Source organism: Corynebacterium sp. ES2715-CONJ3, assembly GCF_024814365.1.
Lineage (GTDB): Bacteria > Actinomycetota > Actinomycetes > Mycobacteriales > Mycobacteriaceae > Corynebacterium.
This window is the reverse complement of record NZ_JANUXS010000002.1, coordinates 46,889-72,707: the sequence shown is the minus strand read 5'-3', so window position 1 is coordinate 72,707 and position 25,819 is coordinate 46,889. Positions and strand designations below refer to the sequence as shown.

At 55.0% G+C, this 25,819-nt stretch carries 22 protein-coding genes; 6 read left to right on the top strand and 16 right to left on the bottom strand.

The features are described from left to right. Positions 1–68: 68 nt before the first annotated feature. From NXT00_RS02610 to menD, 3 genes are read right to left on the bottom strand one after another with little or no spacing between them, the layout of a single operon-like run. Complete coding sequence (locus NXT00_RS02610) at positions 69–752, bottom strand: demethylmenaquinone methyltransferase (RefSeq protein ID WP_396124725.1); 684 nt, start codon at positions 750–752, stop codon at positions 69–71. Between the two features lie 59 nt (positions 753–811). After that, complete coding sequence (locus tag NXT00_RS02605) at positions 812–1,276, bottom strand: DUF3592 domain-containing protein (RefSeq protein WP_259077544.1); 465 nt, start codon at positions 1,274–1,276, stop codon at positions 812–814. 11 nt (positions 1,277–1,287) lie between these two features. Then, positions 1,288–2,919: a 2-succinyl-5-enolpyruvyl-6-hydroxy-3-cyclohexene-1-carboxylic-acid synthase gene (gene menD / locus NXT00_RS02600; protein WP_259158168.1), complete on the bottom strand. Its 1,632-nt coding sequence runs from the start codon at positions 2,917–2,919 to the stop codon at positions 1,288–1,290. 175 nt (positions 2,920–3,094) lie between these two features. Between menD and NXT00_RS02595 the strand changes: the two genes are divergently transcribed. After that, positions 3,095–5,044 (top strand): MMPL family transporter, encoded by a 1,950-nt coding sequence (locus tag NXT00_RS02595; RefSeq protein ID WP_259157958.1) that lies wholly within the window; start codon positions 3,095–3,097, stop codon positions 5,042–5,044. Here the strand turns inward: NXT00_RS02595 and NXT00_RS02590 are convergent. Next, positions 5,010–6,032, bottom strand: coding sequence for an o-succinylbenzoate synthase (locus NXT00_RS02590; protein WP_259157957.1), 1,023 nt, complete (start codon positions 6,030–6,032; stop codon positions 5,010–5,012). The genes NXT00_RS02595 and NXT00_RS02590 overlap by 35 nt on opposite strands. A 412-nt stretch (positions 6,033–6,444) precedes the next feature. Here NXT00_RS02590 and NXT00_RS02585 point away from each other — a divergent pair, with 412 nt between their 5' ends. The 3 genes from NXT00_RS02585 to NXT00_RS02575 are packed head-to-tail and all read left to right on the top strand — an operon-like array spanning position 6,445 to position 9,478. Further along, complete coding sequence (locus NXT00_RS02585; RefSeq protein WP_259077548.1) at positions 6,445–7,392, top strand: 1,4-dihydroxy-2-naphthoyl-CoA synthase; 948 nt, start codon at positions 6,445–6,447, stop codon at positions 7,390–7,392. 13 nt (positions 7,393–7,405) lie between these two features. Further along, positions 7,406–8,548 carry an o-succinylbenzoate--CoA ligase gene (gene menE, locus NXT00_RS02580; RefSeq protein ID WP_259077549.1) on the top strand — a complete coding sequence of 381 codons (1,143 nt, stop codon included), beginning with the start codon at positions 7,406–7,408 and terminating at the stop codon, positions 8,546–8,548. A 42-nt stretch (positions 8,549–8,590) separates the two neighbouring features. Next, the gene (locus NXT00_RS02575) at positions 8,591–9,478 is read left to right on the top strand and encodes a 1,4-dihydroxy-2-naphthoate polyprenyltransferase (protein ID WP_259077555.1); all 888 of its coding nucleotides are present in this window, start codon (positions 8,591–8,593) and stop codon (positions 9,476–9,478) included. Positions 9,479–9,483: 5 nt separating this feature from the next. Here NXT00_RS02575 and NXT00_RS02570 read toward each other — a convergent pair whose 3' ends face one another. After that, positions 9,484–9,783 carry a DUF4229 domain-containing protein gene (locus tag NXT00_RS02570; RefSeq protein WP_259077557.1) on the bottom strand — a complete coding sequence of 100 codons (300 nt, stop codon included), beginning with the start codon at positions 9,781–9,783 and terminating at the stop codon, positions 9,484–9,486. 101 nt (positions 9,784–9,884) lie between these two features. Here NXT00_RS02570 and NXT00_RS02565 point away from each other — a divergent pair, with 101 nt between their 5' ends. Both NXT00_RS02565 and NXT00_RS02560 read left to right on the top strand, forming a co-directional pair. Then, a complete protein-coding gene (locus NXT00_RS02565; protein WP_259077560.1) occupies positions 9,885–10,157 on the top strand; it encodes a hypothetical protein in 273 nt (90 codons plus the stop codon). A gap of 40 nt (positions 10,158–10,197) precedes the next feature. Beyond that, entirely contained in the window at positions 10,198–10,527 is a 330-nt protein-coding gene (locus NXT00_RS02560; RefSeq protein WP_259077565.1) for a metalloregulator ArsR/SmtB family transcription factor, read from the top strand. Here NXT00_RS02560 and ccsB read toward each other — a convergent pair. The 11 genes from ccsB to NXT00_RS02505 all read right to left on the bottom strand — a co-directional run bounded on the left by ccsB (position 10,524) and on the right by NXT00_RS02505 (position 25,772). Then, positions 10,524–11,447: a c-type cytochrome biogenesis protein CcsB gene (gene ccsB, locus NXT00_RS02555; RefSeq protein WP_259157956.1), complete on the bottom strand. Its 924-nt coding sequence runs from the start codon at positions 11,445–11,447 to the stop codon at positions 10,524–10,526. The two genes, NXT00_RS02560 and ccsB, sit on opposite strands and share 4 nt — an antisense overlap. A gap of 70 nt (positions 11,448–11,517) precedes the next feature. Beyond that, entirely contained in the window at positions 11,518–13,101 is a 1,584-nt protein-coding gene (locus NXT00_RS02550) for a cytochrome c biogenesis protein ResB (RefSeq protein WP_259077571.1), read from the bottom strand. Between the two features lie 31 nt (positions 13,102–13,132). Then, positions 13,133–13,942, bottom strand: coding sequence for a cytochrome c biogenesis CcdA family protein (locus NXT00_RS02545; protein ID WP_259157955.1), 810 nt, complete (start codon positions 13,940–13,942; stop codon positions 13,133–13,135). Next, positions 13,942–14,547 carry a TlpA disulfide reductase family protein gene (locus tag NXT00_RS02540; RefSeq protein WP_259157954.1) on the bottom strand — a complete coding sequence of 202 codons (606 nt, stop codon included), beginning with the start codon at positions 14,545–14,547 and terminating at the stop codon, positions 13,942–13,944. The genes NXT00_RS02545 and NXT00_RS02540 overlap by 1 nt, the downstream gene beginning before the upstream one ends. Next, a complete protein-coding gene (locus NXT00_RS02535; protein WP_259157952.1) occupies positions 14,537–15,145 on the bottom strand; it encodes a histidine phosphatase family protein in 609 nt (202 codons plus the stop codon). The genes NXT00_RS02540 and NXT00_RS02535 overlap by 11 nt, the downstream gene beginning before the upstream one ends. A gap of 34 nt (positions 15,146–15,179) precedes the next feature. Continuing rightward, entirely contained in the window at positions 15,180–16,487 is a 1,308-nt protein-coding gene (gene hemL / locus NXT00_RS02530) for a glutamate-1-semialdehyde 2,1-aminomutase (RefSeq protein WP_259157950.1), read from the bottom strand. Positions 16,488–16,564: 77 nt separating this feature from the next. Beyond that, positions 16,565–18,004: a protoporphyrinogen oxidase gene (locus NXT00_RS02525; RefSeq protein ID WP_259157948.1), complete on the bottom strand. Its 1,440-nt coding sequence runs from the start codon at positions 18,002–18,004 to the stop codon at positions 16,565–16,567. A gap of 297 nt (positions 18,005–18,301) precedes the next feature. Further along, on the bottom strand, positions 18,302–19,363 hold the full coding sequence (hemE, locus tag NXT00_RS02520) for a uroporphyrinogen decarboxylase (RefSeq protein ID WP_259157946.1): 1,062 nt from the start codon (positions 19,361–19,363) through the stop codon (positions 18,302–18,304). 47 nt (positions 19,364–19,410) lie between these two features. After that, the gene (locus NXT00_RS02515; protein WP_259157943.1) at positions 19,411–22,026 is read right to left on the bottom strand and encodes a cation-translocating P-type ATPase; all 2,616 of its coding nucleotides are present in this window, start codon (positions 22,024–22,026) and stop codon (positions 19,411–19,413) included. Between the two features lie 292 nt (positions 22,027–22,318). Beyond that, the gene (locus NXT00_RS02510; RefSeq protein WP_259157941.1) at positions 22,319–24,706 is read right to left on the bottom strand and encodes a hypothetical protein; all 2,388 of its coding nucleotides are present in this window, start codon (positions 24,704–24,706) and stop codon (positions 22,319–22,321) included. Positions 24,707–25,229: 523 nt separating this feature from the next. Then, the gene (locus NXT00_RS02505; protein WP_259157940.1) at positions 25,230–25,772 is read right to left on the bottom strand and encodes a hypothetical protein; all 543 of its coding nucleotides are present in this window, start codon (positions 25,770–25,772) and stop codon (positions 25,230–25,232) included. Positions 25,773–25,819: the final 47 nt, after the last annotated feature.

Genomic DNA, 25,819 nt, shown 5'->3' with positions numbered 1-25,819 from the left:
GGTAGGACTGGGTGGCCCTGAGTAGGCCAGGTAGCCCCAGGTAGGCCCTGGGTGGGCCTTGGGTGATATTAGCTGGCCTCCGCTGGCTTATAGGCGCAATGCAAAGCCACAATGCCAAAGGTGAGGTTAGTCCAGGTACAGTCACTCCACCCGTTGGCATCGATAGCGCTGGCTAATTCCTTCTGCTTGGGCCACGCCCTGATGGTCTCAGCAAGGTATTCATAACTGTCAGGGTTCGAGGACACAACCTTAGCTATCGCCGGTAATAGCCGCATGAGATACTCAATATAGAAGGTGCGGAAAATTGGAAGCGTCGGAGTAGAAAACTCCGCGACCACCAAGCGCCCCCCTGGTTTGGTCACGCGTGCCATCTCCCGCAAACCGGCTTGGTAATCGTAGATATTGCGCAGCCCGTAGGAGATAGTCACCGCATCAAAGGTGGCATCGGGGAACGGGAGTGCCATACCATCGCCGCAGACCTTAGGCACGGCCCTCTTCTCTCCGGCAGCTAACATTCCTTGGGAAAAATCGCAGGCTATAACCCACGCCCCGGAGCTGGCCAGCTCCTCGGTGGACACAGCGGTCCCCGCGGCGAGATCTAGAACCCTATCGCCTGGGCCAATACCTAAGGCCTGCCTCGTGCGGCGACGCCAGCGGCGGTCCTGGCCGAAACTTAAAACCGTATTGGTGAGATCATATTTCTCCCCCACTTGATCGAACATGCGCGCTACATCGAGGGGTTTTTTATTCATATTTGCCTTAGCCACGCCTTAAAGTCTAACAAGGGCGGATCACGATTGCGCAGCAGCTCTTAGCGCCTGGCTGCTAATTGACGCAAAATGAAACGTCGGAAAGCAAAAAGCAAAGCCGCAATAATGTGCACTACTACCAGCGCACTGAATGCTGGAATAATGGCCAGCGTCCAGGTGCGGCCTTCCACTTTAGCCAGCTCAGGATTAGAACGGGCGTAGGTGATCCATACCCGCTGCCCTACACCCAAACCAGATGGATAAAGCAAACCCGTGCGCGGAGAATGATAAACCCCTTCTTCATCCTGGTATTCAATTGCCGTTTCCAACGCCGATACCGAAGTCACTCGCGCCAGTGCACGGCCTGGATCCTTGCCAATCGCATAATCATTGAGCATGGGGCCGATGAGCATAGCCACGCACCCAATAACAGCCGCGAGATAAATCAGAACTAGCACACGCCTACTCATTCGACGCGCGACAGCCGGATGATAAACGGGGCGACGAGCACTCAAGCGACCAGACATACCGCTTAAGTCTAGTCCCGTGCGCTAAAACGAACCTTCTGCTGCAATTCTTGGTGCATCACCCGGCGCGTATCGCGCACCGTCTTCGCCTCAATGATCTTTATTCCCGGCTGCTCACCGGCATCATCGAGGGCACGCAATAACTCCGCTAAAGAATCGACCCTCTCATAGTCATAGCCATAGGCTGCACTTAACGCTTCGATATCCACCCCGTGGGTTGTACCAAAGGCGAGCTCGAAACCTGGGGCATAGGATTGATCGCCCACCTCAATGGTTTCAAAAATGCCCCCGCCATCATCATTAGCTACCACGATGGTGAAATTCTCGGCTACCGGTGAATAGACGGGAGTAAGCAGCCCCCCACAATCGTGGAGGAAAGTGATATCACCCACCAAAGCCAGAGTATGCGGGGCCCTAATGAGATCGGGTTCGCGCGCCTGTACGGCCAAAGCGATACCGGTTGCCTGCGAGAGATTGCCATCAATACCCGCAGCACCCCGTGGGGTATACAGGTCCACCCCGTCAAAGGGGGCACCGACAAAGGATATATCTCGAACCGGATTGGAGGGTCCGATAAAGAGGGTATCGCCTACCCCAACGGAATCCGCTACCGCTGCGGCCACATGCAACCCTGTAAAGCCGTAGTCGGGGTGGGCGATGGCCTCCCGCACCGCCTCGATGGCGAGCTCGCTGGCGGCGTGGCAGATTTTTATCCACTCTGCACTGACCTCACCGGTCGTTTTAATGCGGCTGCCGCACTGGGCCTCCCGGCGCGCCGGGTTGGTCAGCTGCGCGGTGCGCGAGAGGATAATGAGCTCAATTCTTTCATCGTGAAGCAGATTCATTACGTCGCGGTGCAAGGTGGGATGACCCACCACCACGACTTGTTCTGGCTTAGTTTCCACCACGTACCCATCTGCTGATACGTGGGTGCTATGGAACAGGCTGGCGGCTAGGGGGTGCACTGGGTGATAGGGTGCCGGTGCGGAGGGTTCAGCGATGGTGGGCACGTCTTCGAGCCCAGGGACGCGCCATGCTTCATCACCCGCGATGACGAGGGTGCGCTTGGAGAGGTCAAGAGTAACCTCCCCATGGTCGACTCGTTTAATTCCTCCCTGCACCTTTTCTACCGGGGGTTCCCCGGGAGGCATTGAATCCACCAGGGGCTGGGCGAAATGACAGTTGATATGGACAAAGGTGTGCTCGAAAGCCGTATCGAGGGCGCCGATATCAGCCTGGGTTGAAATGTCGATCGTGGGTTGGCCAAAAATCTGGTGCTGATCAATAGTTTGATTAGCTCCTGTTCCCACCAGATATCGCGGCCGATCGGCTGAGATGATGGCCAGCGGGGTATGGGAATGCAGCGATTCGATCACCGCTGGGTGGCAGTTGGCTACGGCAGAGCCTGAGGTCATGAGCACTCCCACATGGCGGCCCGTGGCGCGCGCCATGCCGAGAGCGAGGAAAGCGGCAGAGCGTTCGTCGATACGCGAATGGATGCGGATATCGCCGCGCGCAATCAACGCTAGAGAGAGGGAGGAATTACGCGAGCCTGGGCAAATCACAATATCGGTGAGGTGCCGCGCTAACTCGCGCGCAATCTCGCGGGCGAGTTCAGGGCTAGAAAGATCCGCATTATTCATGCGATCGATCCTAATGCCCGCAAGCATAAAGGCGCTAACCTCCCCGCAGCTGGTCACATTGAGCCCCATTGTGCGCACGTTAGAGCTCAATTAGCGGCTCATAATGCCGCTCAGCTAGCAGCCTCTTGAGGTTCCTAGCGAATGATCTTAACGGATTTCAATTAATCTTGATCCTATGAATTCATCCGTTTTCCTTCGGTTTCGTCAGTTAGCGCTGGTGGTCATCCTGTTAGGAATTGCCATCATCAGCTTTGGACCGAGTGCACAACCCACCGCCCCGCAACAAGCCCTACCCGACGGCAAAGACTCCACCACGGTGGCGCAGGTTCTTGACTCCCGCCCCGGCGAAGAAACCCTGCCCGCCCTCATTCTCCTCGAATCGACTCAAGGAGCCATCGATCTCCAGGTGGTGGGCCCCTTCGCCGCCGAGCTCGGGGCCCCACCTATTCCCAATAAAGATGGCACAGCCGCATTCATTCCTGTGACCGTGCCAGCTGTTAAAGCCGAGGACAATAACGCTCGCATTAAAGACCTCCGCGCCCAAACTCAGTCTCTCGACCCCTCCATCAAGGCCCAAGTAACCGGGCCTGCGGCAATCCGCGCAGATCTGGCTAATGTTTTCTCTGGCGCTAATTTCCTCCTTCTCGCAGTGACGGGAATTATCGTGGCCATCCTCCTCATTGTGACCTACCGCTCCCCGTGGCTGTGGCTGATTCCCCTGCTCGTGATCGGGGTGGCCGACCGTGTCGCTGCCACCGCCTATACCTGGGTCTTAAGCGCTTTAGGAATGGTGTGGAATGATTCCACTTCAGGTATCCTCTCGGTGCTGGTATTCGGTGCTGGCACCAACTATGCCCTGCTGATTATCTCGCGCTACCGCGATGAACTGACCCGCCACGAGGACCGCTTCGCCGCTATGGCCCATGCGTGGGCGCCGACGGTGAAAACTATTGCGGCGTCCGGGGCAACCGTGATTATCGGCGTGGCCTGCCTGCTTCTTTCTGCTGTTCCCACCACGCGCGGGCTCGGCTTGGCGACGGTGGTGGGGATAATCGTGGCCTTCATTTTCGCGGTATTCGCCCTTCCTGGCATCTTGCTACTTTTCGGGCGGTGGATATTCTGGCCGCGCAGCCCGGGCCTCAACGAAGACAAGCACTCCTCCCTCTGGGATCGGATCGGACAGTATGTGGGGCACCAGCCGGTTAAAGTCACAGTGGTCTCGCTGATCTTTCTCTCCCTCGCAAGCCTGGGGGTAGGGGCGATTGAAACCGGCCTGGATCAGCGCAATCAGTTCGTTACAACTCCAGAATCTATTAGTGCCGCCGCAGATCTTGCTCGGGCATTCCCCGATCAAGACGCCACCCCCCTCACCGTTATCACCCAAGAGCCGCAAAAAGTCTCTGAATTACTTCAGAATCAAGGCTATGTGGTGCGCCCTGATCGCCCCGCCGAGCAGTGGAGTGTCTTCAATGTCTCAGGGGCAGATGTCAATGAGGTGCGCGAGGCAGTGCGCGAAACTGATGCACTCGTCGGTGGGGTTGATGCGCAACTCATCGACGCAGAAGAATCCGCCGCTCGCGATCGCATGATCATCTTCCCGCTCATTTTGCTGCTTATCTTCATCGTGCTTGCTGTCATGTTGCGCGCTCTTATTGCACCAGCGGTTATGACCTTCTCGGTGTTGCTCACTAATCTCGCAGCCCTTGGCATAGGCTGGTGGATCTCCACAGCCGTCTTCGGTTTTGAGAAATTTGATAGCTTGACCCCGCTCTATGCTTTTGTCTTTTTGGTGGCCTTAGGTATTGATTATTCGATCTTCCTCATTAGCAGAGCCAAAGAGGAGGCACAGATCTATGGCACTCGTATCGGGGTAATGCGCTCACTGAGTGCCACCGGTGGAGTCATTACCTCAGCTGGTATCCTTCTTGCAGCCGTATTCGCCGCTCTCGGAGTACTTCCCCTGGTGGCGCTGGCACAAATTGGCGTCATCATCTTTATCGGAGTGCTGCTTGACACCCTGATTGTGCGCACCATCTTGCTGCCCGCTGTGGTGGAAATTATCGGTGAAAAATTCTGGTGGCCCACTCGGCTTAAAGAAGCTCAAAGCACTCAGTTAGACGCGTGATCCAGAAATCTCGACGGTCAGCTGAGGCTTTAAATTCCGCTACTCGGTCCATATCGGGTTCGAGTAATTCGGTACTCATATGGCCGTCGATCAGCGGGCGTTCAGCGGTGATATCAGCGACAAAAAGCCGCTGGGTTGCCAATCCAGCGGCAGCCGGGGGAACCTCGAAGCCATCGTCGTCATAAAAGACGGGCAAACCGGCGACCGCAGCGATCCCAGCATTCATGCCCACCCCGGTATCGAGGGCGCTAGCGACGGTGATATCAAGGCCGCGGGCACGGTAGAACTCTGCGATTTTTAGAACCGCGCGAGGTCCCCCCAAGGGAGCGGCCTTTACCACAGCTACATCGGCAGCCCGGGTTTCAGCCACATCGTACGGGTCCTCCACGCGCCTTATGGATTCATCGGCGGCCACTCGAACAATAAGTCCACTGCGCAGCAGCAATTCGCGCAGCTCTTTTAACTCAGCGGCACTGTGGCACGGCTGCTCCATATAGTCGAGCGGGCCCAGCCGGTGCGCTGCCTCTAGCGCCTGCGCAACGCTCCAGCCACGATTAGCATCCACTCTGATTTTGGCGTGCGGAACTAACTCACGCACCCGTTGAATGCGCTCGCAATCTTGATCCAGGCTGGTCCCCGCTTCGGCTACCTTCACCTTAATAGTGGTACAGCCCGGGAATTGGGCCAGCACCCCCTCAACCTCCGCGGCTGCAACGGCGGGGATAGTGGCATTAACAGCGATGAGTTCTCGGTTGATAGGTGGTGGTCCCTGGAAGGCCATCTCCATCCCGCAGCGCAACCACTGAACGGCTTCATGAGGTTCATACTCGATAAAGGGTGAAAATTCCCCCCAGCCCTCAGGGCCCTCGATCAGCACTGCTTCACGGTGGTTGAGACCGCGAAAAGGTACCCTCATGGGCAGGCTCACAATATGGGCGCGCTCAATGAGTTCGTCGACTGAGATATCACTGGGAGAAGATACGGTCATGCCCCTTACTATAGCGAGGCAATACTAAGGACAACATCAGTGCCGTTAAGCAGTGTCGTCAAGCAGTGTCGCTAAGCTGAGCCCCCTCGAGTCGGGCCGTGGGGAGATATAGAATCCATGATAGCTCTGAAGTACTCGGATGATCTGGGGGCAGGCGAGCCGCGAGCCCGGAGTAGTCAGGAGTAGTCACTTGTGACTACTCCCCCAAGGCCAAGTCATATCAGCTCACCCCTTGTCGGCAGTAGTGACTTATATAGTCAGCGTTGCCCTGGCACGCTCGTGCTGTCTTTCCTGCCAGCCCTGTTTCTGCTGTCTGTTATGCCCGTCCGGGTGTCGATCTCACCGGTTATATGAGGGGGTGGCGCCCTTCATAGACTTTGGATTAAGCCAGCAACTAGACTACATAGGCATTATGGAGAAAAACCCTGCACCGAGCACCAGCCAACCATTCGACCCAACCCAATGGGCTACCGTCCCAGGTTTCGAAGATTTTACTGATATCACCTATCACCGCCACACCGGCGACGGTCGCGAATACGGAATCGTCCGTATTGCCTTTAATCGCCCCGAGGTGCGCAATGCTTTCCGCCCGCATACTGTCGATGAACTGTACCAAGCTCTTGACCACGCCAGGCGCAGCCCCGATATTGGCACTATTTTGCTCACTGGAAACGGTCCCTCAACCAAGGACGGTGGATGGGCTTTCTGCTCCGGCGGGGACCAGCGTATTCGAGGGCGCTCAGGCTACCGCTATGCCTCGGGAGAAACCGCAGATACCGTCGATGAGGCGCGAACTAAGGTCGAAGGTGGCAGGCTGCATATCCTCGAAGTGCAGCGTCTTATCCGCACCATGCCCAAAGTCGTTATTGCCGTGGTGAACGGGTGGGCTGCCGGCGGTGGTCACTCCCTTCACGTAGTCTGCGATATGACCATTGCCTCACGCCAAGAGGCACGCTTTAAGCAAACCGACGCCGATGTGGGATCCTTTGATGCCGGCTACGGCTCGGCCTATTTAGCGAAAATGGTGGGGCAGAAATATGCCCGCGAAATCTTCTTCCTGGGCCGCACTTATGATGCGGAGACCATGCAGCGCATGGGGGCGGTCAATATTGTGGCCGATCACCAGGACCTAGAAAACGAGGCCATCCAGGTGGGTCGGGAAATCAATTCCAAATCGCCGACGGCGCAAAGGATGTTGAAATTTGCCTTCAACCTCACTGACGACGGACTCATGGGGCAGCAAGTTTTTGCCGGTGAAGCAACCCGCCTGGCCTATATGACCGATGAAGCAGTAGAAGGTAAGGAATCTTTTCTAGAAAAGCGCGACCCCGATTGGTCCTCCTTCCCCTACTATTACTAGATCGCGAATCCCTATGTCTCGTTCTCGCTTGCGCGCCATAACAGTTGATCCAGCTGATCCGCTGCCTTTGATGAGCTCCTTAGAAGAGGCGCTCAGCGGCCAAATGAGCATTCTTCCTTGTGGCCCTGACTTAAGCCAGAACGAGATTTTGCGTGGGCACTGTAGAGTGGGCGCACCCATTGACCCCGAAGTCGCCGTGGTGGTGGCTACCTCAGGGTCCACGGGAACCCCGAAGGGGGCGGAACTTACGCCCGCAAACCTCATCTCTTCCGCCGATGCCACCCATCAATACCTTGGTGGGGAGGGAGCGTGGTTGCTGGCCATGCCCGCACACCATATCGCCGGGTTGCAGGTCTTGGTGCGCAGCATTGTCTCCGGATATGAACCCGAGTTTCTTGATCTCAGCCACGGCTTTTCCATCCAGGAATTTGCCCTAAAGGCCGAGCGCTTGGCGCACTTCCCGGGTCGCATTTATACCGCGCTCACCCCCATGCAGTTGCTCAAAGCCATGGATACCCTCGCCGGTATTGAGGCCTTAAGGCTTTTTCATGCCGTCTTAGTCGGCGGAGCTCCTCTGAGGCGCTCTGATTACGAGGCTGCAGGCCGTCTCGGGATCACCGTGGTACGCACCTACGGATCCTCGGAAACCTCAGGCGGCTGCGTCTACGATGGGCGCCCACTACCTGGGGTCACTATTCAACTACGCGGCGAGCGCATTGCTATCTCCGGGCCGATGGTTGCGCGTGGTTATCGAAATATGAGCGATTCTCCGGCCTTTTTTTCACCCGGCTCGTTCCTCACCTCTGATACCGGTTTTATTGACAATGGCCTATTAACGGTCACCGGCAGGATCGATACCATTATCGATTCCGGGGGGTTAAAAATTCACCCCGAGGTCATCGAGCAGGTGATCGCGAATATCGAGGGTGTCAGTGCCGTGTGCGTCGTAGGGATACCAGATCGACGCCTCGGCGAAGCCATTGTGGCAGCCTATACAGGTACTGCCTCACCAGCGACCATTATTGAGGCCTTCGATGAGATGCCGCGCTGGCAGTTGCCGAAACAGATCACGCGGGTAGAGTCCCTACCACTGAAGGGCCCCGGTAAGATCGATCGCCTTATGGTACGCGAGAAATTTATGCATGATCTGGGCTAACGGGTTTGAATTTCGGTGCGGGCGCGGGCAACAATAGAGTCTATGTCCTCTCCTACATTGCAGCAGTGGTTCCGCGGCGCCCGCCCCAATACCTGGGCTAATGCTTTCGCCCCCGTCATTGCCGGGTCTACCGCCGCGGCAATGGCAGGCAGTTTTAATCTCGGGCGTGCTCTCTTGGCCGTCATCGTAAGCTGGGCTCTCATTGTCGGAGTGAACTACGCCAATGATTATTCTGATGGCATTAAGGGCACCGATGATCAACGTAGCGGCCCTATGCGGCTGGTTGGAAGCGCACTCGCTAGTCCCCACCTAGTTAAGCGGGCTGCTTTTATAGCTTTCGGTATTGCCGGGATCGCCGGTATCACCCTATCGTTATTAAGCGCGTGGTGGCTCATCCTTATTGGGGTGATCTGTATTCTAGCGGCGTGGTTTTATACCGGCGGTACTCACCCCTATGGATATCGTGGTTTAGGCGAAGTAGCTGTCTTTATCTTCTTCGGCCTGGTGGCCGTTTTGGGCACCGAATTCACCCAATCTGGTCGCATCACCATAGTGGGAATTATTCTTGCGGTCAGCATCGGGGCAATGTCTGCGAGCGTCAATCTGATCAATAACCTTCGCGATATCCCCTCTGATAGGTTAACCGGAAAGATCACCCTTGCAGTGCGTTTAGGAGATAGTCGCACCCGGGTTCTCTATTATATTCTCGCCAGCACTCCGGTCATCGGGGCTTTGCTCTTATCCTTTATTGAACCGTGGGCACTTGTGAGTGTGGGCATCGTTCCACTTCTATGGACAGCGAGCGCGCCGGTGCGCGCACACGCCATGGGCAAAGATCTCATCCCTGTTCTTGCCGGCACGGGCAAAGCGATGATCCTCTTTAGCTTCTTGACGGCGCTCGGACTTATCCTCCCGCAGTGTAGTAGTTAGCGCGCTTAGCGGGAGGCGAGTTCGTCCTGGACCCACTTTTTATAGGCTTTGCGTTGATAGTGCCACTGGGCGACCGCGGTCGTGGCCTTCACCCGCAGCCCTTTGAAGACAAAAACACTCAACGGCATAGCGATCAACAAGGCCAGCATGGCGGAGATAAAAATGGGCACTAGGGCCCCGATCATGGTGGCAATGATTTGAATGAGTGCCGTAAGCAGAATAAAAAGCGCAAGCCTAGCGAGGCCGTATAAGAGGAGGTTTTTCACCGCGGACCGGCGGATCGCTGCATCTGGTTGCTGTGACATATCTTCTAAGACTACCTTATGCCCTCCTCGGGTGATAAAGCAGGTAAAATACAGGCAGACCGTGATTATTCCCCAGATCAACGAGGTGAGTTTTTCTAACCGTGGGCCGCTTTATTCTCTTCTTACTCTTAATCCTGGCTATTTATATTGTGTGGCGGGCCTTCGGCCCCAGCTCATGGCAGCGCACCGTATCAACGGCGAATCCACCGCGAGAAATTAAAGGCCCCGACGACGATGAGGCTTTTCTGTGGGAATTAGAAAAGAAACGCTTTAAGCAGCGCCGCGCCGAGGAATTAGCGGCTCAAGAAGAGGCTGAACGCATCAAAAGAGCGAAGCAGCGGCGGATGGATGGCGACAATCCCGAAGATATATAAAAGCTTTTCTTAACTTAGGCTACCCTTTATAATTGGAGGTATGTCTCGCCCTGAATCTGCGCGCCGCGCGCCGTTGCGTATACCCAACGCTGAGCTCACGCACAGCACCGCCGAGATATTTAAGGTATTAAGCGACCCCACCCGGCTTAAAATCTTGCTCATAGTTGCCAGCAATGCGGGCCAAGAAATATGTGCCCATCACCTCACGGGAGTTTTAGGGGTCTCCGCCCCCACGATCACCCACCATATGAAAAAGCTGATGGCGGCGTCTTTGGTGACGCGCACGAAAAAAGGAAAGTGGGCATATTATGAGCTCGCCCATAACGCCCACTCCGCCAGGCTCATGCCCTTTATCGGCGATTATTTCTAATTGATTCCGGCATAAGAATGCAGCCCGGATACCACTAGGTTGATAAAGAATAGATTGAAAATCATGGTGGCTAGCGCCAGAATATTAATCCACGCCGCCTTGGTATCTCGCCAGCCGGCTGTAGCCCGCGCGTGGAGATACGCTGCATAGAGGATCCAGGTGATAAAAGCGACCGTCTCCTTAGGGTCCCAGCCCCAGAACCGTCCCCAGCTGGCCTCGGCCCAGATGGCTCCTAAAATGATTCCCAAACCAAAAAGGGGAACGGTAATAATAGCCGTGCGGTAGGCTACGGCATCAAGGACTCGTGCCGTTGGTAGTGGCCGGGCTATGGCGCCCAGGAAACCGTGCTCCTGGCCCTTGGGTTGCGCCATCCGGAGCAAATAGAGCACCGACACCACACCGGAGAGCATACCGATAGACCCGCCAATAGAGATGGTACCCACGTGGATGGGCCGCCAGTAGGATTGCAGGATCGGAACCACAGGAGCGGTATCAGCATAGAGCTTGGAACTGGCCAATAGGAGCAGCGCCACCACAGGAGTAATAATCCACGGCCATAGGGCCCGCATCTCTTTTTTGCGCAGGAAAATCGCCGCAATGATCATGGTAAACAGCGTGATCTCGGTGATATATTCGTACAGATTTCCAAAAGGGAATCGGCCCGCGGATATCCCGCGCAAAATCACCGAGGTGGCATGGATAATAATGCCCAGCCATACAACCGCTTGGGTCATACCAGAGAAGGTATCGGCGGAGTTTTTGCTTCGCACCGCTACTGTTTTCGCCTCCCGCTGGGAATCGACAACGGTTTGCGCCTTCATATAGTAAATAACTGACAGCACGAGAGCGAGAATATAGATGCCCACCGCACTAAAAAAGGCGGAATCTGAAAAAGATGCGAGCGTGTAATTAATATTCATCCCGCTTACCTCGTTTCTTGGTCCTTAAACTTGCTGCAACTATAGCCGCCAGCCTACCCAAAGATAAAGCCTAGCTGTCCTCATCCTCCGGCTCAGCGAGCCCAAGAATGCGACGATGAATCCGATAATATTCCTCACCCCACCCGGCGCGATCAGTGCGCGCCAACCCGGCTGTCTCGATGAGGACCGTGCCGTTATCTTGAGGATGCACGCGCACCCAGATGCGGCGGCGCTTGATGGTCACCGATCCAACCAGGGCCGAAAGGAATATTAGGGTGAAAAGGAGAACCCAGATCTGGGTGGGATCGTAGGCTATTTGATAATTGGCAAATTCCTCCGCACCCTCAAAGCGAATGATGGTGCCATCATCGAGGGTAATGTCTTCCCCTTGGGCGAGGTTGACGCGTTCAATTTTTTGTAACTGCCCTGAGCTCATCAAGGTGGGGTCGATGGCGAAGATACTTTGCGATTGTCCGGAATCGAGCCCGTTATCGCCGCGGTAGATATCGATAGCCACCGCCGGATCGCGCATTTCTGGGAAACGGGAGGCCAAGATATCGTTATTCTCCCCGCTCCACGCCGCGGTGGGTGCGAAGAGCCCTTGAATGGTCAGCTGATTCTGCCGGCGGGAAAAAAGATCGTCATACATTCCTACCGGTGGGTCGAAGCGCATCACGCCGGAGGAGAGGAAGAAAGTGGGGTCGTCGGGCCTAAACTGCACGGTTTGGGTGCGTTCTTCTCCATTTGGCCATATCACCTTTATGGTGGGGGCATAGCCATGGCCTTGGAGGTAAATGCGGTCGCCGGCGATTCTTAAGGGGTGATTGACCTCGAGGGTGGTCGATGCCCACGTGGATTCATCGCGGAAAATATCATCACCGATGGCATAGGAAAGATCAGAGCGGAAATTTTCGGCCTGGCCATTGGGTAGATAATCGGCCACGAAATTATGGGCTGTGAAACAAAAGGGGTGAAGCCCAGTACCATCGAAAAGCGGTCCGGCGCGAAAGGAGTCGAAGTTGGCGGTGGCAGTATTACAGAACTGGGAATTGATACCTGGTTTATCGGTGGCGATGATAATAACTTGCCCTTCGTAGTACACCATGCGGCCAATGGCCATGGCGACGAGCATACCCACAAGAGCGATATGGAAGATGAGGTTGAAGAATTCCCGGATATATCCTTTTTCAGCCGCGATACTGCGAATATGGGCGCGATCGTCGGCGGGTGAATACTCAGCAATATTCCAGCCCTTAAGTGCCGCACGTGCCGTTGAGAGGGCTTGAGCTTCTGTTCCTATAAAAACTCCCTGCCCATGCAGAGGTAGCCGGTGCAGATTTTTCGGCGCCCTCGTTGGTGGGGTGCGCATGGCCTGGTAGTGATCAATACTGCGCGGGATGATACAGCCGATCAGGGAAATGGTGAGCAGGACGGCTATGGCTTTAAACCAGGTGGAGGAAAAGACGTCAAATAGTTGTAGGCGGTCATAGATCTCAGCAATGCGTCCGTGCTCGATGAGGTACTCGTCAACATTGGCGGCATTGAGCGAGCGCTGGGGCAAAAGGGCGCCGGGGATGGCGGCGATGGCGAGGAGGCATAATAGTGCGAGTGCTGTGCGCATGCTTGTCAGCCACTGCCACGCTTTTTTCACCATGACAACCCTTTCTTATTCATTCTTCGGCTCTCTATAGTAGCAGCGCGTAATTGGAGCTCAGCACTTGGATATAGCTAATGAAAACGGACCAAAATCCACTCAGAAGCGCCAGCCCCGTAAGAATAAGGGCTATACCGCCCAGTCGGTGGATGATCACAGCGTGGCGGCTTAAGAAATCGAGGCCCGCCATGGCGCGTACCGAGCCGAGTGCCACAATGAGAAAAGGAATACCTAGCCCTAAGCAGTACGCGATAATGAGGATTACTCCCCGTAAGGCTGTCACCCCTTCGGTGCCAGCCGCGATGGAGATAATGGCCGCGAGACTTGGGCCTAAGCAGGGTGTCCAGCCGAGTGCAAATACTGCCCCGAGGATTGGGGCGCCGATAATGCTAGACCAGTGCCCAGCTGAGAGACTGCGCGTTGTTTGCAGGAATGGTATCTTGCCGAGGAAAACTAGCCCCATGACTATGGTGATAAGCCCGCCGATCTTGCTTAACCACTGATTATTTAAAGCCAAGACTCCAATGAGACCGAAGACGCTAGCAGTAGCTAGAACGAAAATAATCGTGAAACCTGCAATGAATAAGATCGCCGCGAAGGCGATTGTCATCCGCGAGCCTTTGGTTATAACGGCGCGCCCGTGGGCGTCGAAAGTGATATCGCCGCCGACAAGCGCTGCCAGATAGCTGATATACCCTGGTACCAGGGGCAAGACGCAGGGGCTTAAAAAGGAGACAAGTCCCGCTATCATTGCGGCGATGAGGCCTGCGATTAAAGGACCTGAGCTAATTGTTGTGGCGAAAGATTCCCCGATGCCTTGGGAGAGAATATTGAGCTGCATTATTCTGATTCCAGGGGCGCAATGGCCTCCATTAATTCTTTTTCGGTGATGGCACGCAAGAATACAACGGCAGGTCGGTGCTGCTTATCAAGGATAATGGTGGTGGGTACCACCGAGGCGGGAATCCCGCCTAATAAGCCCGCCGTTTTAAAGGGTGGATCAAAGATGCTCGGATAGCTAAGGCCATTATCGAGCATAAAATCCTTAGCCAACTGCTTATTATCGCGGATATTGATGCCGAGCACCGTACCCCCCTCTTTAGTGAGGTATTCGTGCACCGTTTGAAGATCGTCGACTTCAGTACGGCAGGGCCCACACCACTGGCCCCAAGCATTGATAACGACGATGTGGCCAGCATAATTTGAAAGCCTTATCTCCGTGTCATCGATGACTGATGGCCCAGTGATATCTGCTATCTGTGCGCGCTCAGATTCGGGATAGGTGATGGTTTTTTGCCCACCGGGTGAGTGGAATTGGAAGGTTCCGCCCACCGCTACGGCGTCTTTTCCAGCAAGGCTATCATCGGCGCAGGCACCAAGCAGCAGCGCTAGTACCCCACCAAGAGCTACCAGTGCGAAAGGATCATGCCTTGTTCTAGATCTCATACGCGGGTTCCGAATAGCGATAGTCGATAAGGACGTCATCACTAAAGACGAGAGAAGTGACGCTCGCAAGATTACAGCGACGCAGTGCAGGGTTGTGCCACAGAGGTTGCTGATTCACGTGGCGCTGCACGCACACAATGGGCAATTGGTGGCTCACTAATACCGCCTCATGACCATGGGCCTGTTCCCGAGCGGAGGTAACGGCCGCCATCATGCGCTCGGCAATCTCATGATAAGGCTCACCCCAACTGGGCTGAAGCGGATTAGTCATTAAAGGCCAATAGCGAGGGTGCAGCAGATCCGAGCGCCAGCTTTTTACTCGCAGACCTTCGAATTGGTTACCGGCTTCTAAAAGGCGCTCATCGATACTCACCTCAACCCCGCTGATGGCGGAAATTGGGGCGGCTGTTTCCTGGGCGCGCTCTAGTGGAGAGGAAAGAATCAGTGAAATATCGTGGCCGGACAACGAGTGTGCCGTCGCGTGAGCCATCGACTCCCCCCGAGCTGAGAGGTGATAATCCGGCAGCCGCCCATAGAGGATTCGCTCCGGATTGAATACTTCTCCATGACGCACGAGGTGCACGATGGTTGTTGTCATAGCTTATGGCCCTTTCTCGTTAATACACTGCAGGCTATGAATTTACCTTATCCGCCGCTGCTGCCGCCTGAGCTGCTGGGATCAGTGCCTTCTCGATGCGCTCAAAATCATCTGCGCTGAGAGCTGCAGAGCAGAACCACGTTTCGAAGACACTCGGTGGCGCATAAACGCCATGTTCTAAAAGAGCGTGGAAGAAAGGAGCGAAACGGAAGGTTTCGGCGGCTTTCATATCTGCGAAATTGTGGCCCTCACCACGAGCAAATCGAACGCTTAGCATGGTAGCGGCACGCTGGATGTGGTGCTCAACTCCGGCCCGATCAAGCGCCTGGGAAATGAGAGAATGCAGCAGATCAGCGTGCTTGGTTACCTTCTCATAGACTGCTGGGGTGGCGAGCTCGAGTGACTTCTTGCCCGCCGCCATTGCGACCGGATTACCCGAGAGTGTGCCCGCTTGGTAGACGGGTCCAACGGGTGCTAGGTGCTGCATAATATCGGCGCGTCCACCGAAAGCTGCAGCGGGCAGGCCTCCTGAGATGACCTTGCCGAAGGTGGTGAGATCGCCCGCTACATGGTCAACCCCGTACCAGCCGGAATAAGAGGTGCGGAAACCAGTCATAACTTCGTCGATAATCAGCACAGCCCCAAATTCATGGCAGAGATCTTTGAGCTGTTGATTGAAATTATTCTGTGGCGCCACCGCCCCCATATTGCCAGCGGCCGCCTCGGTGATCACGCAGGCGATTTGGTGCGGGTGTTCTTCGAAGGCAGTGCGCACTGCCGCGATATCGTTATAGGGGACGACGATAGTATCTTTAGCGCTCGCACCAGTCACCCCTGGTGAATCGGGCAGAGAAAGCGTAGCCACTCCAGAACCGGCGGCGGCTAGCAGTGAGTCCACGTGTCCGTGATAGCAGCCGTCGAATTTAATGACTTTTTCCGCACCCGTGAAGCCGCGCGCTAGGCGTACAGCAGACATGGTGGCTTCGGTGCCGGAGTTGACCATGCGTACTTCTTCAACGCTGGTTCGTTGAATGATCATCTCTGCAAGTTCTACCTCGGCCTCTGTGGGGGCACCGAAGGATAGGCCCTTGGCCATGGCGGTGCTGACAGCGTCGAGAATCTCGGGGTGGGCATTGCCCATGAGCATGGGCCCCCAGGAGTTAACAAGGTCAACGTATTCGTTACCGTCCACATCTACAAGGGTGGAACCATAGGCGCGTTCAATGAAGCGGGTTTGACCTCCCACTGAGCCGAAGGCTCTGACTGGGGAATTAACTCCGCCGGGGATGAGTTTTTCGGCGCGACGCATGAGTTCAGCGGAGCGGGTAGTTTTCTGGGTCATCGTGTTTTCTTTCTGTTTCAAGCTTTTTAGGCCAGTGTAAGCCAGTATCAGCGATTCAATACCAGTTTCAGGCTAGTTTAAGACTCAGCGAGAGCGGGGTTGGGTTCAGCGTTGCCACAGATGGTGTGCGCCACGCCGCGCGCATGAGCAATAACCGCCGGCACCCCCACACCCTGAGCCCACGCACCGGTTGCATAAAGACCCGGGTAGTGCGCCAAGCCCTCAGTGATCGCAGCGACGGTCTCTAGATGCCCCGGCCCGTACACAGGCAAACCTCCGAACCAGCGTTGTACAAAGATTTCGTCGAGCCCTGCCGCAATGCCATCAAAGCCGGTGATTTTCTTGAGATCCGCAAGAGCGTGGTCAACAAGGACATCCTCATCTGCCCGGCAAATCTCATCATCCTTGTAGCGCCCGAAAGAGGCTCGCACTAGAGCGCCTCCGCGGCTACCTAGGTGAGGCCACTTCTTGGAACTGAAAGTGAAGGCTTTGGCTTTAATATCTACTTCATCGGTTGCCACCAGAATCCCGGAATTATCCGGGAGACCCCGATCGCTGGCGAATTTCATCCCGACGACCACCGAGGAAGCCAAGGGGATTGTACTGAAGTGGGGGCTGATATCGGGGGCAATTGTTTTTAATAATAAGGATGTGGTTGGTGCTGGGGTGGCCACCACGACGGCGTCATAATAGCCCTCGCCACCTCCTCGCAGTGCATATCCCTGTGCGGAATCGGTGATGCCGGAGATAAAGGCATCAACGTAGATACGTGCCTGTGACGCCTCTGCAAGCGTTTCGTAGACTTGCGCATAGCCACCTTTAAAGGTCGCGAATACATGGGGGCGGTATCCGCGTTCGTGGTTATTGCGGTTATTGCGCTGGCGTTGGGACAAGATCTTTTCAATGGCCGCCTTGAGACTGATTTTTTCTCCGGCCAACGCCATTTCATCGAAGGTGCGCGCCAACTGCGGCAACGTGGCTCTAATACCAAGATCTTCTGAGCGGGCCGAGTAAACCCCTCCTTGTAAAGCAGATACCAAGCGAGAATTCACGAGTTCGCCGTAGCGCTGACTGATCAGATCTCCGAGTGAAATATCAGGTCCATCCACTTCCCACTCGATCCCGGGCCCCTGGTCCTCTGCATCGATGCGGGCCGCTGTTTCCGCATCGATAAGGTCTTTAATGGAGGTACTCGCAGCTGGAATACCCATGATTGTATCGTCGACCATATCGTGTAGCTGGCCCGCGGCGTAAAACGAAGAGGGAAGCCCGGAGGGATAGACCAAGGAGTCCGCGAGACCGAGTTGCTTGAAGAAGTCCGTAGCGTCCGCGCGGAAATTCAGATAGGCTTCCGCACCCATATCTGTCGGTCCGGAGTGGAAGGGAACCGTATAGAGTTTGCCGCCTATGCGATCCGAGGCCTCGAAGATGTCAACCTCGGTGTCGGGGGCTTCTTGATGTAACTGCCACGCCGTTGTTAATCCAGCCAGTCCTGCTCCGATAATAGCGACACGCACGATATATTCAAGCCTTTCTCTTAGCGTATAGAACCACCACTGTGCTGCCGTCGATCACGTGGGGCTGAAGTATTTCTACGAGCGCCTCTCTTTGACGGCTCGAGGGTTTTTATATGGAACTACCTTGTTTTTCTTGTTTTCCGAAATCACTCTGCGAGCCTTGGGGTCAAGGGTGGACTCGCGAATTCTTATAAGTATCTGGCATCCTTGTAATTTGGCCCCATTCTACCTATGAGTGCTCACTGTGGGTGTGCACCTTGAGCGGTACGGTATCCGTGTACCGCATGCACGTGAATATTAGGCATGGGCGTGGATGATATCGACCGCGCGACTGAGCGCTTCTGGTGGGGTATCTGGGAGCACCCCGTGGCCGAGATTGAAGATATGGCCGGTTGCATGACCAGCGGCAATAGCGTGATCTGCTAGGGCAATGATATGCTCGATCTCGGCCTCCACCGCTGTATCGCCGGCGAATAGGAGCGCCGGATCAAGGTTGCCTTGTAGCACCTTTGGGGTGCACATTCTCCGGGCGGCTTGATCGAGCGGTACCCGCCAATCAACTCCCACCACTTCGCTCCCCGCTTCACTCATGGCGCCAAGGATTTCTCCTGTGCCTACGCCAAAATGGATACGCGGTATGCCGGCGTCAGCGATATGCTCGAAAACTTCACGGGAGTAGGGAAGAACAAATTCGCGGTAATCCCGCTCGTTGAGGAAACCGGCCCAGGAATCGAACAGCTGCACCGCATCGACGCCTGCTGCTATTTGGGTATCGAGAAAAGCATTGATGGTGGGCACCAGACGCCGCATAAGTGCATGCCACATATCCGGCTGGTGATGCATCATGGACTTCGTCTTCTCGTGATTACGTGAAGGACCGCCCTCGATAAGATAGCTCGCGAGGGTAAAAGGTGCACCCGAAAAACCAATGAGGGCTTGAGTATGATCGAGCTCGTCGAGGATGATACCAATCCCCTCAGTGAGTTCCGGCACGGAGCCCTCGAGGATAGGAAGCGCCGCTATATCATCAGCACTACGGATCGCTTGATCCATGACGGGCCCTCTACCTGGCACAATTTCCACGCCGACTCCCGCCGCCCTTAAGGGAACCACAATATCGGAGAAGAGAATAGCAGCGTCTACCCCGTGACGGCGTACTGGCTGCATGGTGATTTCAGCGAGCATACTGGGGTTAAAGCAGGAGTCCAACATCGTAGTATTCTCCCGCAGTTTCCGATACTCAGGAAGTGAGCGCCCCGCCTGCCGCATAAACCAGACGGGGCGGTGCGATGGCTTCAGGCCACGAGCAGCCTGCATAAAGGGAGCACTGTCTATATTGCGTCGGCGAGGGGAGATCATATACGAAAGTATGACACAGCCGACAATCCTAGGAAAGTAAGTTTTGCCTAAAAAGTTTTAATCCACATCGACCGCGCTTCGATAATCAAGGATGCTGCGAGCATCAAGATGGTGGCACCCATAGGATGTAAAAGCCCGAGAGCAGCAGCGGTCATAGCAGCGATATTATAGGTCCAGGCTAAAAGAAAATTGTTATTAATGAGGCGATTCATGCGCTTGGCTCCGGTAAAGAGCCACGGTATCGGTTCGGTAAGACCCCTTAAGAGGACAACATTAGCGTCGGTCGTTTCCAGCCCTGCAGGCAGTGGCATACTCGCCATCGCTCCCACCATCACGCCCACATCGGCAGCTCTAAAGCAACGCTTAGCCGAGTCATCGCCGACAACGGCCACTACCCGGCCATGGTTGTGCACACTGCGCACCGTCTGGGGTTTATTTCCCGGCTGGATGCCTGCCAACACATGCGATACTCCAACCATATCCCCGTAGCGACGCGCCACCGGATAGGTATCACGGCTGAGCATCATGGTGTCGATGCCCTGATCCTCGAGGGCCTCAATGGAATCATTAGCATCGGGTTTTACCTCATCATGCAATGTAATAACGCCGCGATCTTGCCCCTTCCACCGAACGACGAGCGGTGTGCCCCCAGAGACAGCGGGGGCAGCCAACCGACCCTTGACATCAGAGAGATTACGCGGGCGCCACAGTTTCGCCTCTACGCTACGCATCTCCATGCCCCCATCAGCGGTGCGCATAGGAATCTCTACGACACCCCCGAAGCTACCTTGTTCATCAATATATTGGTGGCTCACCTCGATCAAACTCGGGATAGAATCATCAGAGGACGTATCCCGAGATTCCCGGGCTGCTCGCACCAGAGCCAGCGATACGGGATGTTCACTCTCCATACACAGGGCTCCGGCAACGCGAATCACGAGGTCAGCATTTTCTCCCGCATTCGCGGTAACCGTTTCCACTGACATTTCGCCTTCACTTAAGGCACCCACTCGGTTGAAGATAACCGTGTCCACCATATCGAGGCGACGCACCGTCGCAGAATCTCGAATCAGCACGCCTCGGCGCGCTGCTGCTTCAATTCCCTGACGGGTAGCCACCGACGCGGATACAGCTAGGGATACCGGCGCCACGCACCCCATCATAGAGAGGGCCGTTGCGGTGGCGAGATAGTAATTGTTGGTGAGCAGTGCCCAGATGGAAAAGACAGTCACCGCGCCCATAATTGCTGCTGGAACGAGTAGCGATGCCGAACGGGTAGCGAGAGCATCTGAATAATTTTGATGAAGACCCGAACGCCGAATCCACCGCGCTATTGCTACTAACCAGGTGCGGTGACCCGTTGCGATGGCGCGTACTTTCAGGTTCTTTTCTCCGTTGATGCACCCTGCGTACACGGTACTTTTAACTTTGACATCGAAGTGGCCGATCCCGAGGGCTCGACCGTCGATGGTGGAGGATCCGCCGATAACTATTCCATCAACAGGAATAATATCTCCTGCCGCAACGATGAGGTCATCGCCCACGTTGAGTTTCTGAACTGCAACTTCCTCTTCTTTGACTGCCCCAGTTGTGCGTTGTTTGGTTACCCGCAGGGCCGTCTGGCGGGCAGCGGGAAGATACTCGGCGAGCTCATCAACTAAGTTCTTTCGGGTTTTGCGTGACAGTAGGCGTCCCGCTAGCAGGAAGAGGGTCATCGTACACGCGACATCGAAGAAGAAGACCCCGGAATCATTAGCGGCGGGAGATGCGGTGAGAATTTCTGAACTCACCCGATAGCTCGGGCTCCCTGCCGAACTCAGCAGCATATGCAAGACGGAATAAACATATGCGGCGATAATAGCGAGGGAACTCGCAGCATCGAGAGCGAACATGCTGCGTCGGAAACCGCCGAGCATCGCCCGGTGGAAGGGGTAAGCGCCATAGGTAACAACAGGAAATGCAATGAGAGCGAGCACCCACTGCCAGTAATCGAATTGCAGGGTCGAATCGTAGCTGATCACTACCACGGGGATGGTGAGCAATAATGAGACGATCAGCCGAGCTTTCGTGATGAGGCTTCGTGCTGTGAAAAGTACATCTGTGGGGTCTTGGGGCTCGATATGCCGATCCGGCCCTTCCAGAAAACCCTCTCTGCGGGCAAGAGCGAAATCCTTCTGCTCTTCTTCGGCGAGCCTGCGCGCCCCCCGTGACATCCGCTGCTGCCGACGACGCTGTCGCAGTTGCGAGCGGGAGATTCTCCCCTCCTCCACATCCGACCACGCCATGCGCCGTCGAATCGAGGAGTCCGTGAGACGAGCAGTAATCCCGTGGCGGGCAAAGACTTGTTCAATAACTTGGATATCGATCGTGCGAATGGCACTCACCCATGCCATGGATGAGGTGTAAACGATGCGTGCCTCAACGCCCTCAATGTCGTTGATGGCTTCTTCTAGCGGTGCTACGGAAGCAGCATTTTCTAATCCCTTGAGCTCGAAGGCAAAAGAGGTGCGTCCACTACTAATGGCAGCGGCCGCCGCCTCTTCGGGGTCGTTGATATCCGAAAGAGTAAATGACGAGATTCCTACTCGCTTTGCTGCTTTCTTCGCCGAGGCGATAGCATCAAGAACCCGTGAATCGATGGCCTTAATATCGTTTTGATCCATAATTTTCCAACCCGTTACTGTCTCACAGCCTATTCAGCGGGAGAAAAAAGCTCCCCATCACTCGGCACCCGACCGACGAAGCCCCAGCTTTCCCAGAGGCACTCCTCACACACTACAGGGTCATGGGGCTGAGTTGAAGATTGACCTCGTGAGCTTCCTTTGGGCGTTCTTTCCTCGGAACTCCGCCTTTCTGAAGCAGGCTAAGAGAAATGAAAAGGCTCTGGGCTGCTATTTCATCAGCAGCTCAGAGCCAAAGTCATCGCCTAATCTTCTGTATTAGGACTTCCTGATCCTAGCGTTGTGGATTAGTGAAGTTCTTCATGAAGGAATCAACGATAGGACGCAGCCATGGGAATGGGCGGGTCCAATCAAAAGGTGCGTGGCGGTTTTGAGGCCAGGTTCCGGCAACAGGACCACCAGGAATCAGAGATACCAGCGCTGCGATAGCGAAAGTCACTGCTGCGGCAATGGCGCCCCCACCGAGAAGGTTAGTCCAGAACTTCGGATCCTTAATATCGGCGCTACCGGTCTTATCTTGCCCCGGCACTTCGCCTTGAGGAAGTTCAACACTAGGAGCCTCGCCAGGAACAGCGGTCTCCGGCACTACACCCTCAGGAAGCTCAACACTAGGAGCCTCGCCAGGAACAGCAGCCTCTGGCACTACACCCTCAGGAAGCTCAACACTAGGAGCCTCCTCAGGTACAGCGGTCTCCGGCACTACACCCTCAGGAAGCTCAACACTAGGAGCCTCGCCAGGAACAGCAGTCTCCGGCACTACACCCTCAGGAAGCTCAACACTAGGAGCCTCTTCAGGTACAGCGGTCTCCGGCACTTCGCCCTCAGGAAGCTCAACACTAGGAGCTTCTTCAGGTACAGCGGTCGCGGGCTTGGAGTCTGGATCGCGGGGATCGGTTGGCTCACCGTATTTGCCGGTTAGCTCGTCCAGATCATTAACGCCATCCTTATCGGTGTCGGCCAGCTGTGGGTCAGTTCCGATTGCGATCTCTTCGTCGTCGGGAATGCCGTCACCATCGGTATCCACCACGCGATCATCGCGATTAGGGTTGGTGTACTCACCGAAGGCAGATTCATCTTGGATACTGCGGCCTTCGGTCTCATCGAAGCGAACCTTCAGTTCTTCACCGTCTAGGATACCGTCGCCATCCGTATCGTTATTAGTTGGGTTGGTGCTCCCTGGGAAATTGATGCCGTCTGCGTGTTGATCCTTGAAGGGGTTGAAGGTACCAGCAATTTCAGAGAAATCATCAATTCCGTCCTCGTCAGAGTCCTTCGCCTGAGGGTTGGTTCCGAAGTTCTCTTCTACGGGATCCGCTAGGCCGTCACCGTCGGTATCGACGGTTTGTACGTTTGGATCGGTGAAGAAGCGAGGATCGAGGGTAGGGTTCACAAAGGTCTGGCCCGTTGCCTCATCGACGTAGGTACCCAATTCAATACCATCGAGCACTCCGTCTTTGTCGGTATCCCGATCCTTAGGGTTGGTATTGCCCGCTGGACGTGAGGGATCAAATTTGGTCTCGAAATCCGAGAGTAGACCCTTCACCTCAGCGGCGTCACCGATGCCGTCATTATCGGTATCTGCTTCCCAAGGATCAGTATCGTAGTCCCGCTCCTCTTTATCGGTGAGGCCATCGCCGTCCGAGTCAGCTTTGTTTGGGTCGGTAGGTAGGGTGCCCGGAATGCCATCGTCAACGGTTTTATTGCCTCGGACCTTGACCTGCATTTCTTTTCCGTCGGGGATCAGATCTCCGTCGGTATCTGCGTTGTTGGGGTCGGTATTGCCTGCTGGCCACTCCGGATTGAAGGAATGATTCTTGAAGAGATCGTTCGACACGGTTGCGAAGACCTCATCGTAATCGGTAATCCCGTCCCCGTCGGAGTCAACGTTGTCGATCTTGGTACCAATTTCTAGCTCGAAGGCGTCGGGGAGGCCGTCGTTGTCGGTATCCTCACCGTCGGGCAAAGTTAGAGTCAAAGCACCGGAGGTGCTGTCGTTGGGGTCGGTCTTTTCACCGTCGAGCGTTTCGGTCTCCCCGGTGACCTCGTTGTACTTAACCTTAAGCTCCACACCGTCGCTCGTGCCGTCGTTATCGGTATCGGCATCGGCAGGGTTGGTTGAGCCGGGGGTATCAGGAAAATAACCGGTAGGGAATGTTTGATTGTGCGTTCCTAGAACTTCGTCGCCATCCAGGATGCCATCACCGTCGGTATCAGGATTGCCCACTTTGGTTCCGTAGAAGGCCTCATAAGCATCTGGGATACCATCGTTGTCGGTATCGGTCTCGTCATTTGCTCCACCGATAAGGTCGCGAAGGCCTTCGGGGAGATCGTTGATATCTTCCGTAACTGGAGCAGATTCATAAGCTGGCGCTTTTTCGCCACCCTGTGGAGTCTGAGCATCCGGCGTCTGGGTATCTTGCGCTTCAGTATCCGACGCTGGAGCGTCTGCTGCTGGAGCGTCCTGAGACTGCGCATCAGTCTGTGCATCCTGATTTTGAGATTCAACCTGCGCATCAGCTGCTGGGTTCTCCTCAGCAATCACTGGGACGCTCAGGGAGCCTGTTGCGGCTAAGGCGATAATTGCAGCTGCGGAAAGCCCTGTGCGGAATTTGCCAGCACTGAGGTTTTTCCCCGCATTGCGACGGCCATAGGTTTGCGTCATCGTGAACCTTTCTTTCGGAGCGCCTGTATGAGGGCGATATCCGCACCCCGTCTTGGTCGAGCTGGTTGCTCGTGGAGCCAAGCAATCAGTCGACCCTCAGGAGCTCCTGTAGTTAATAAGTTTTCTGTGAAGACCACGGTAACAAATAGGAAATAACTATGCACACCGGCTAAGGCTCTTAGTTATATCATCCCCAGAAAAGGCCGAAGAAACGGACCTCTTTCTTCCACTCACCTATGGTCTGATCTGCGCTTTTGCTGATATGCTACTAGATATTGGGGATCTTATTCACAGCATAATATATTTGTGATACCACTCACGGTTGAAGAGTATTTATATTCAAATACTTTTTATCAGGACTGGGAGCTCACTAAATACTTAGAAAAATCTTATAGTCATAGCAAAACCCCGCAGTTTCTCACGGCACTGGAGAACACCGTGAGAAACTGCGGGGCTCTGATGGGTGCTGAAAGGACAATAAGGAACACCGCGGCGGCCTCATCCACCCGCTATATACGCCTTTCTATGACCGAATCGACGATAGGGGCGTGGAGTTAGTGTCATCCTCAGCCCAGCGACGCATCTCTTCTCGGCCTAAAAGATAAACCGCTAAGGCTGCTCCCACACCGATAAGAATTTGTAAGCTGCCGTTGATTGCTAACAGCACTAAGGACATAGCACTTGCCTCAGTGACAGCAAAGACAAAAATTCCCCGAACACTGAGATATATACATACATAAATAAGCAATCGTCGGGCCATCGCAGATCGCTTGCCCCGCTGCGACAAGGTGGTCACAAACCACGCAAAGACTCCGACGAGAGCGATAGCAACTAAGGCCGAGAAGCAAATACTGACTATTGCAAGGAGATCGAGCATCGCGGGGCCGGGTTTGAGGCCGGCATCCGAATCCGCATAAGCCTGTTGAATTTGTCGGATAAGAGTATCCCGGTGGATGATAGCGCCCACTGTGGCGATAATCTGGTGGAGAATCTCGATGAGAAAAATGCCGCTTAACAGTTTGATCGCAAAAGCCACTAATTCAGGTTTTGATCCCGGTTCGCTCATAATTCCTCAAAATCTACTCTCGTGGCTCCGCAAGCCAATAAATTTGT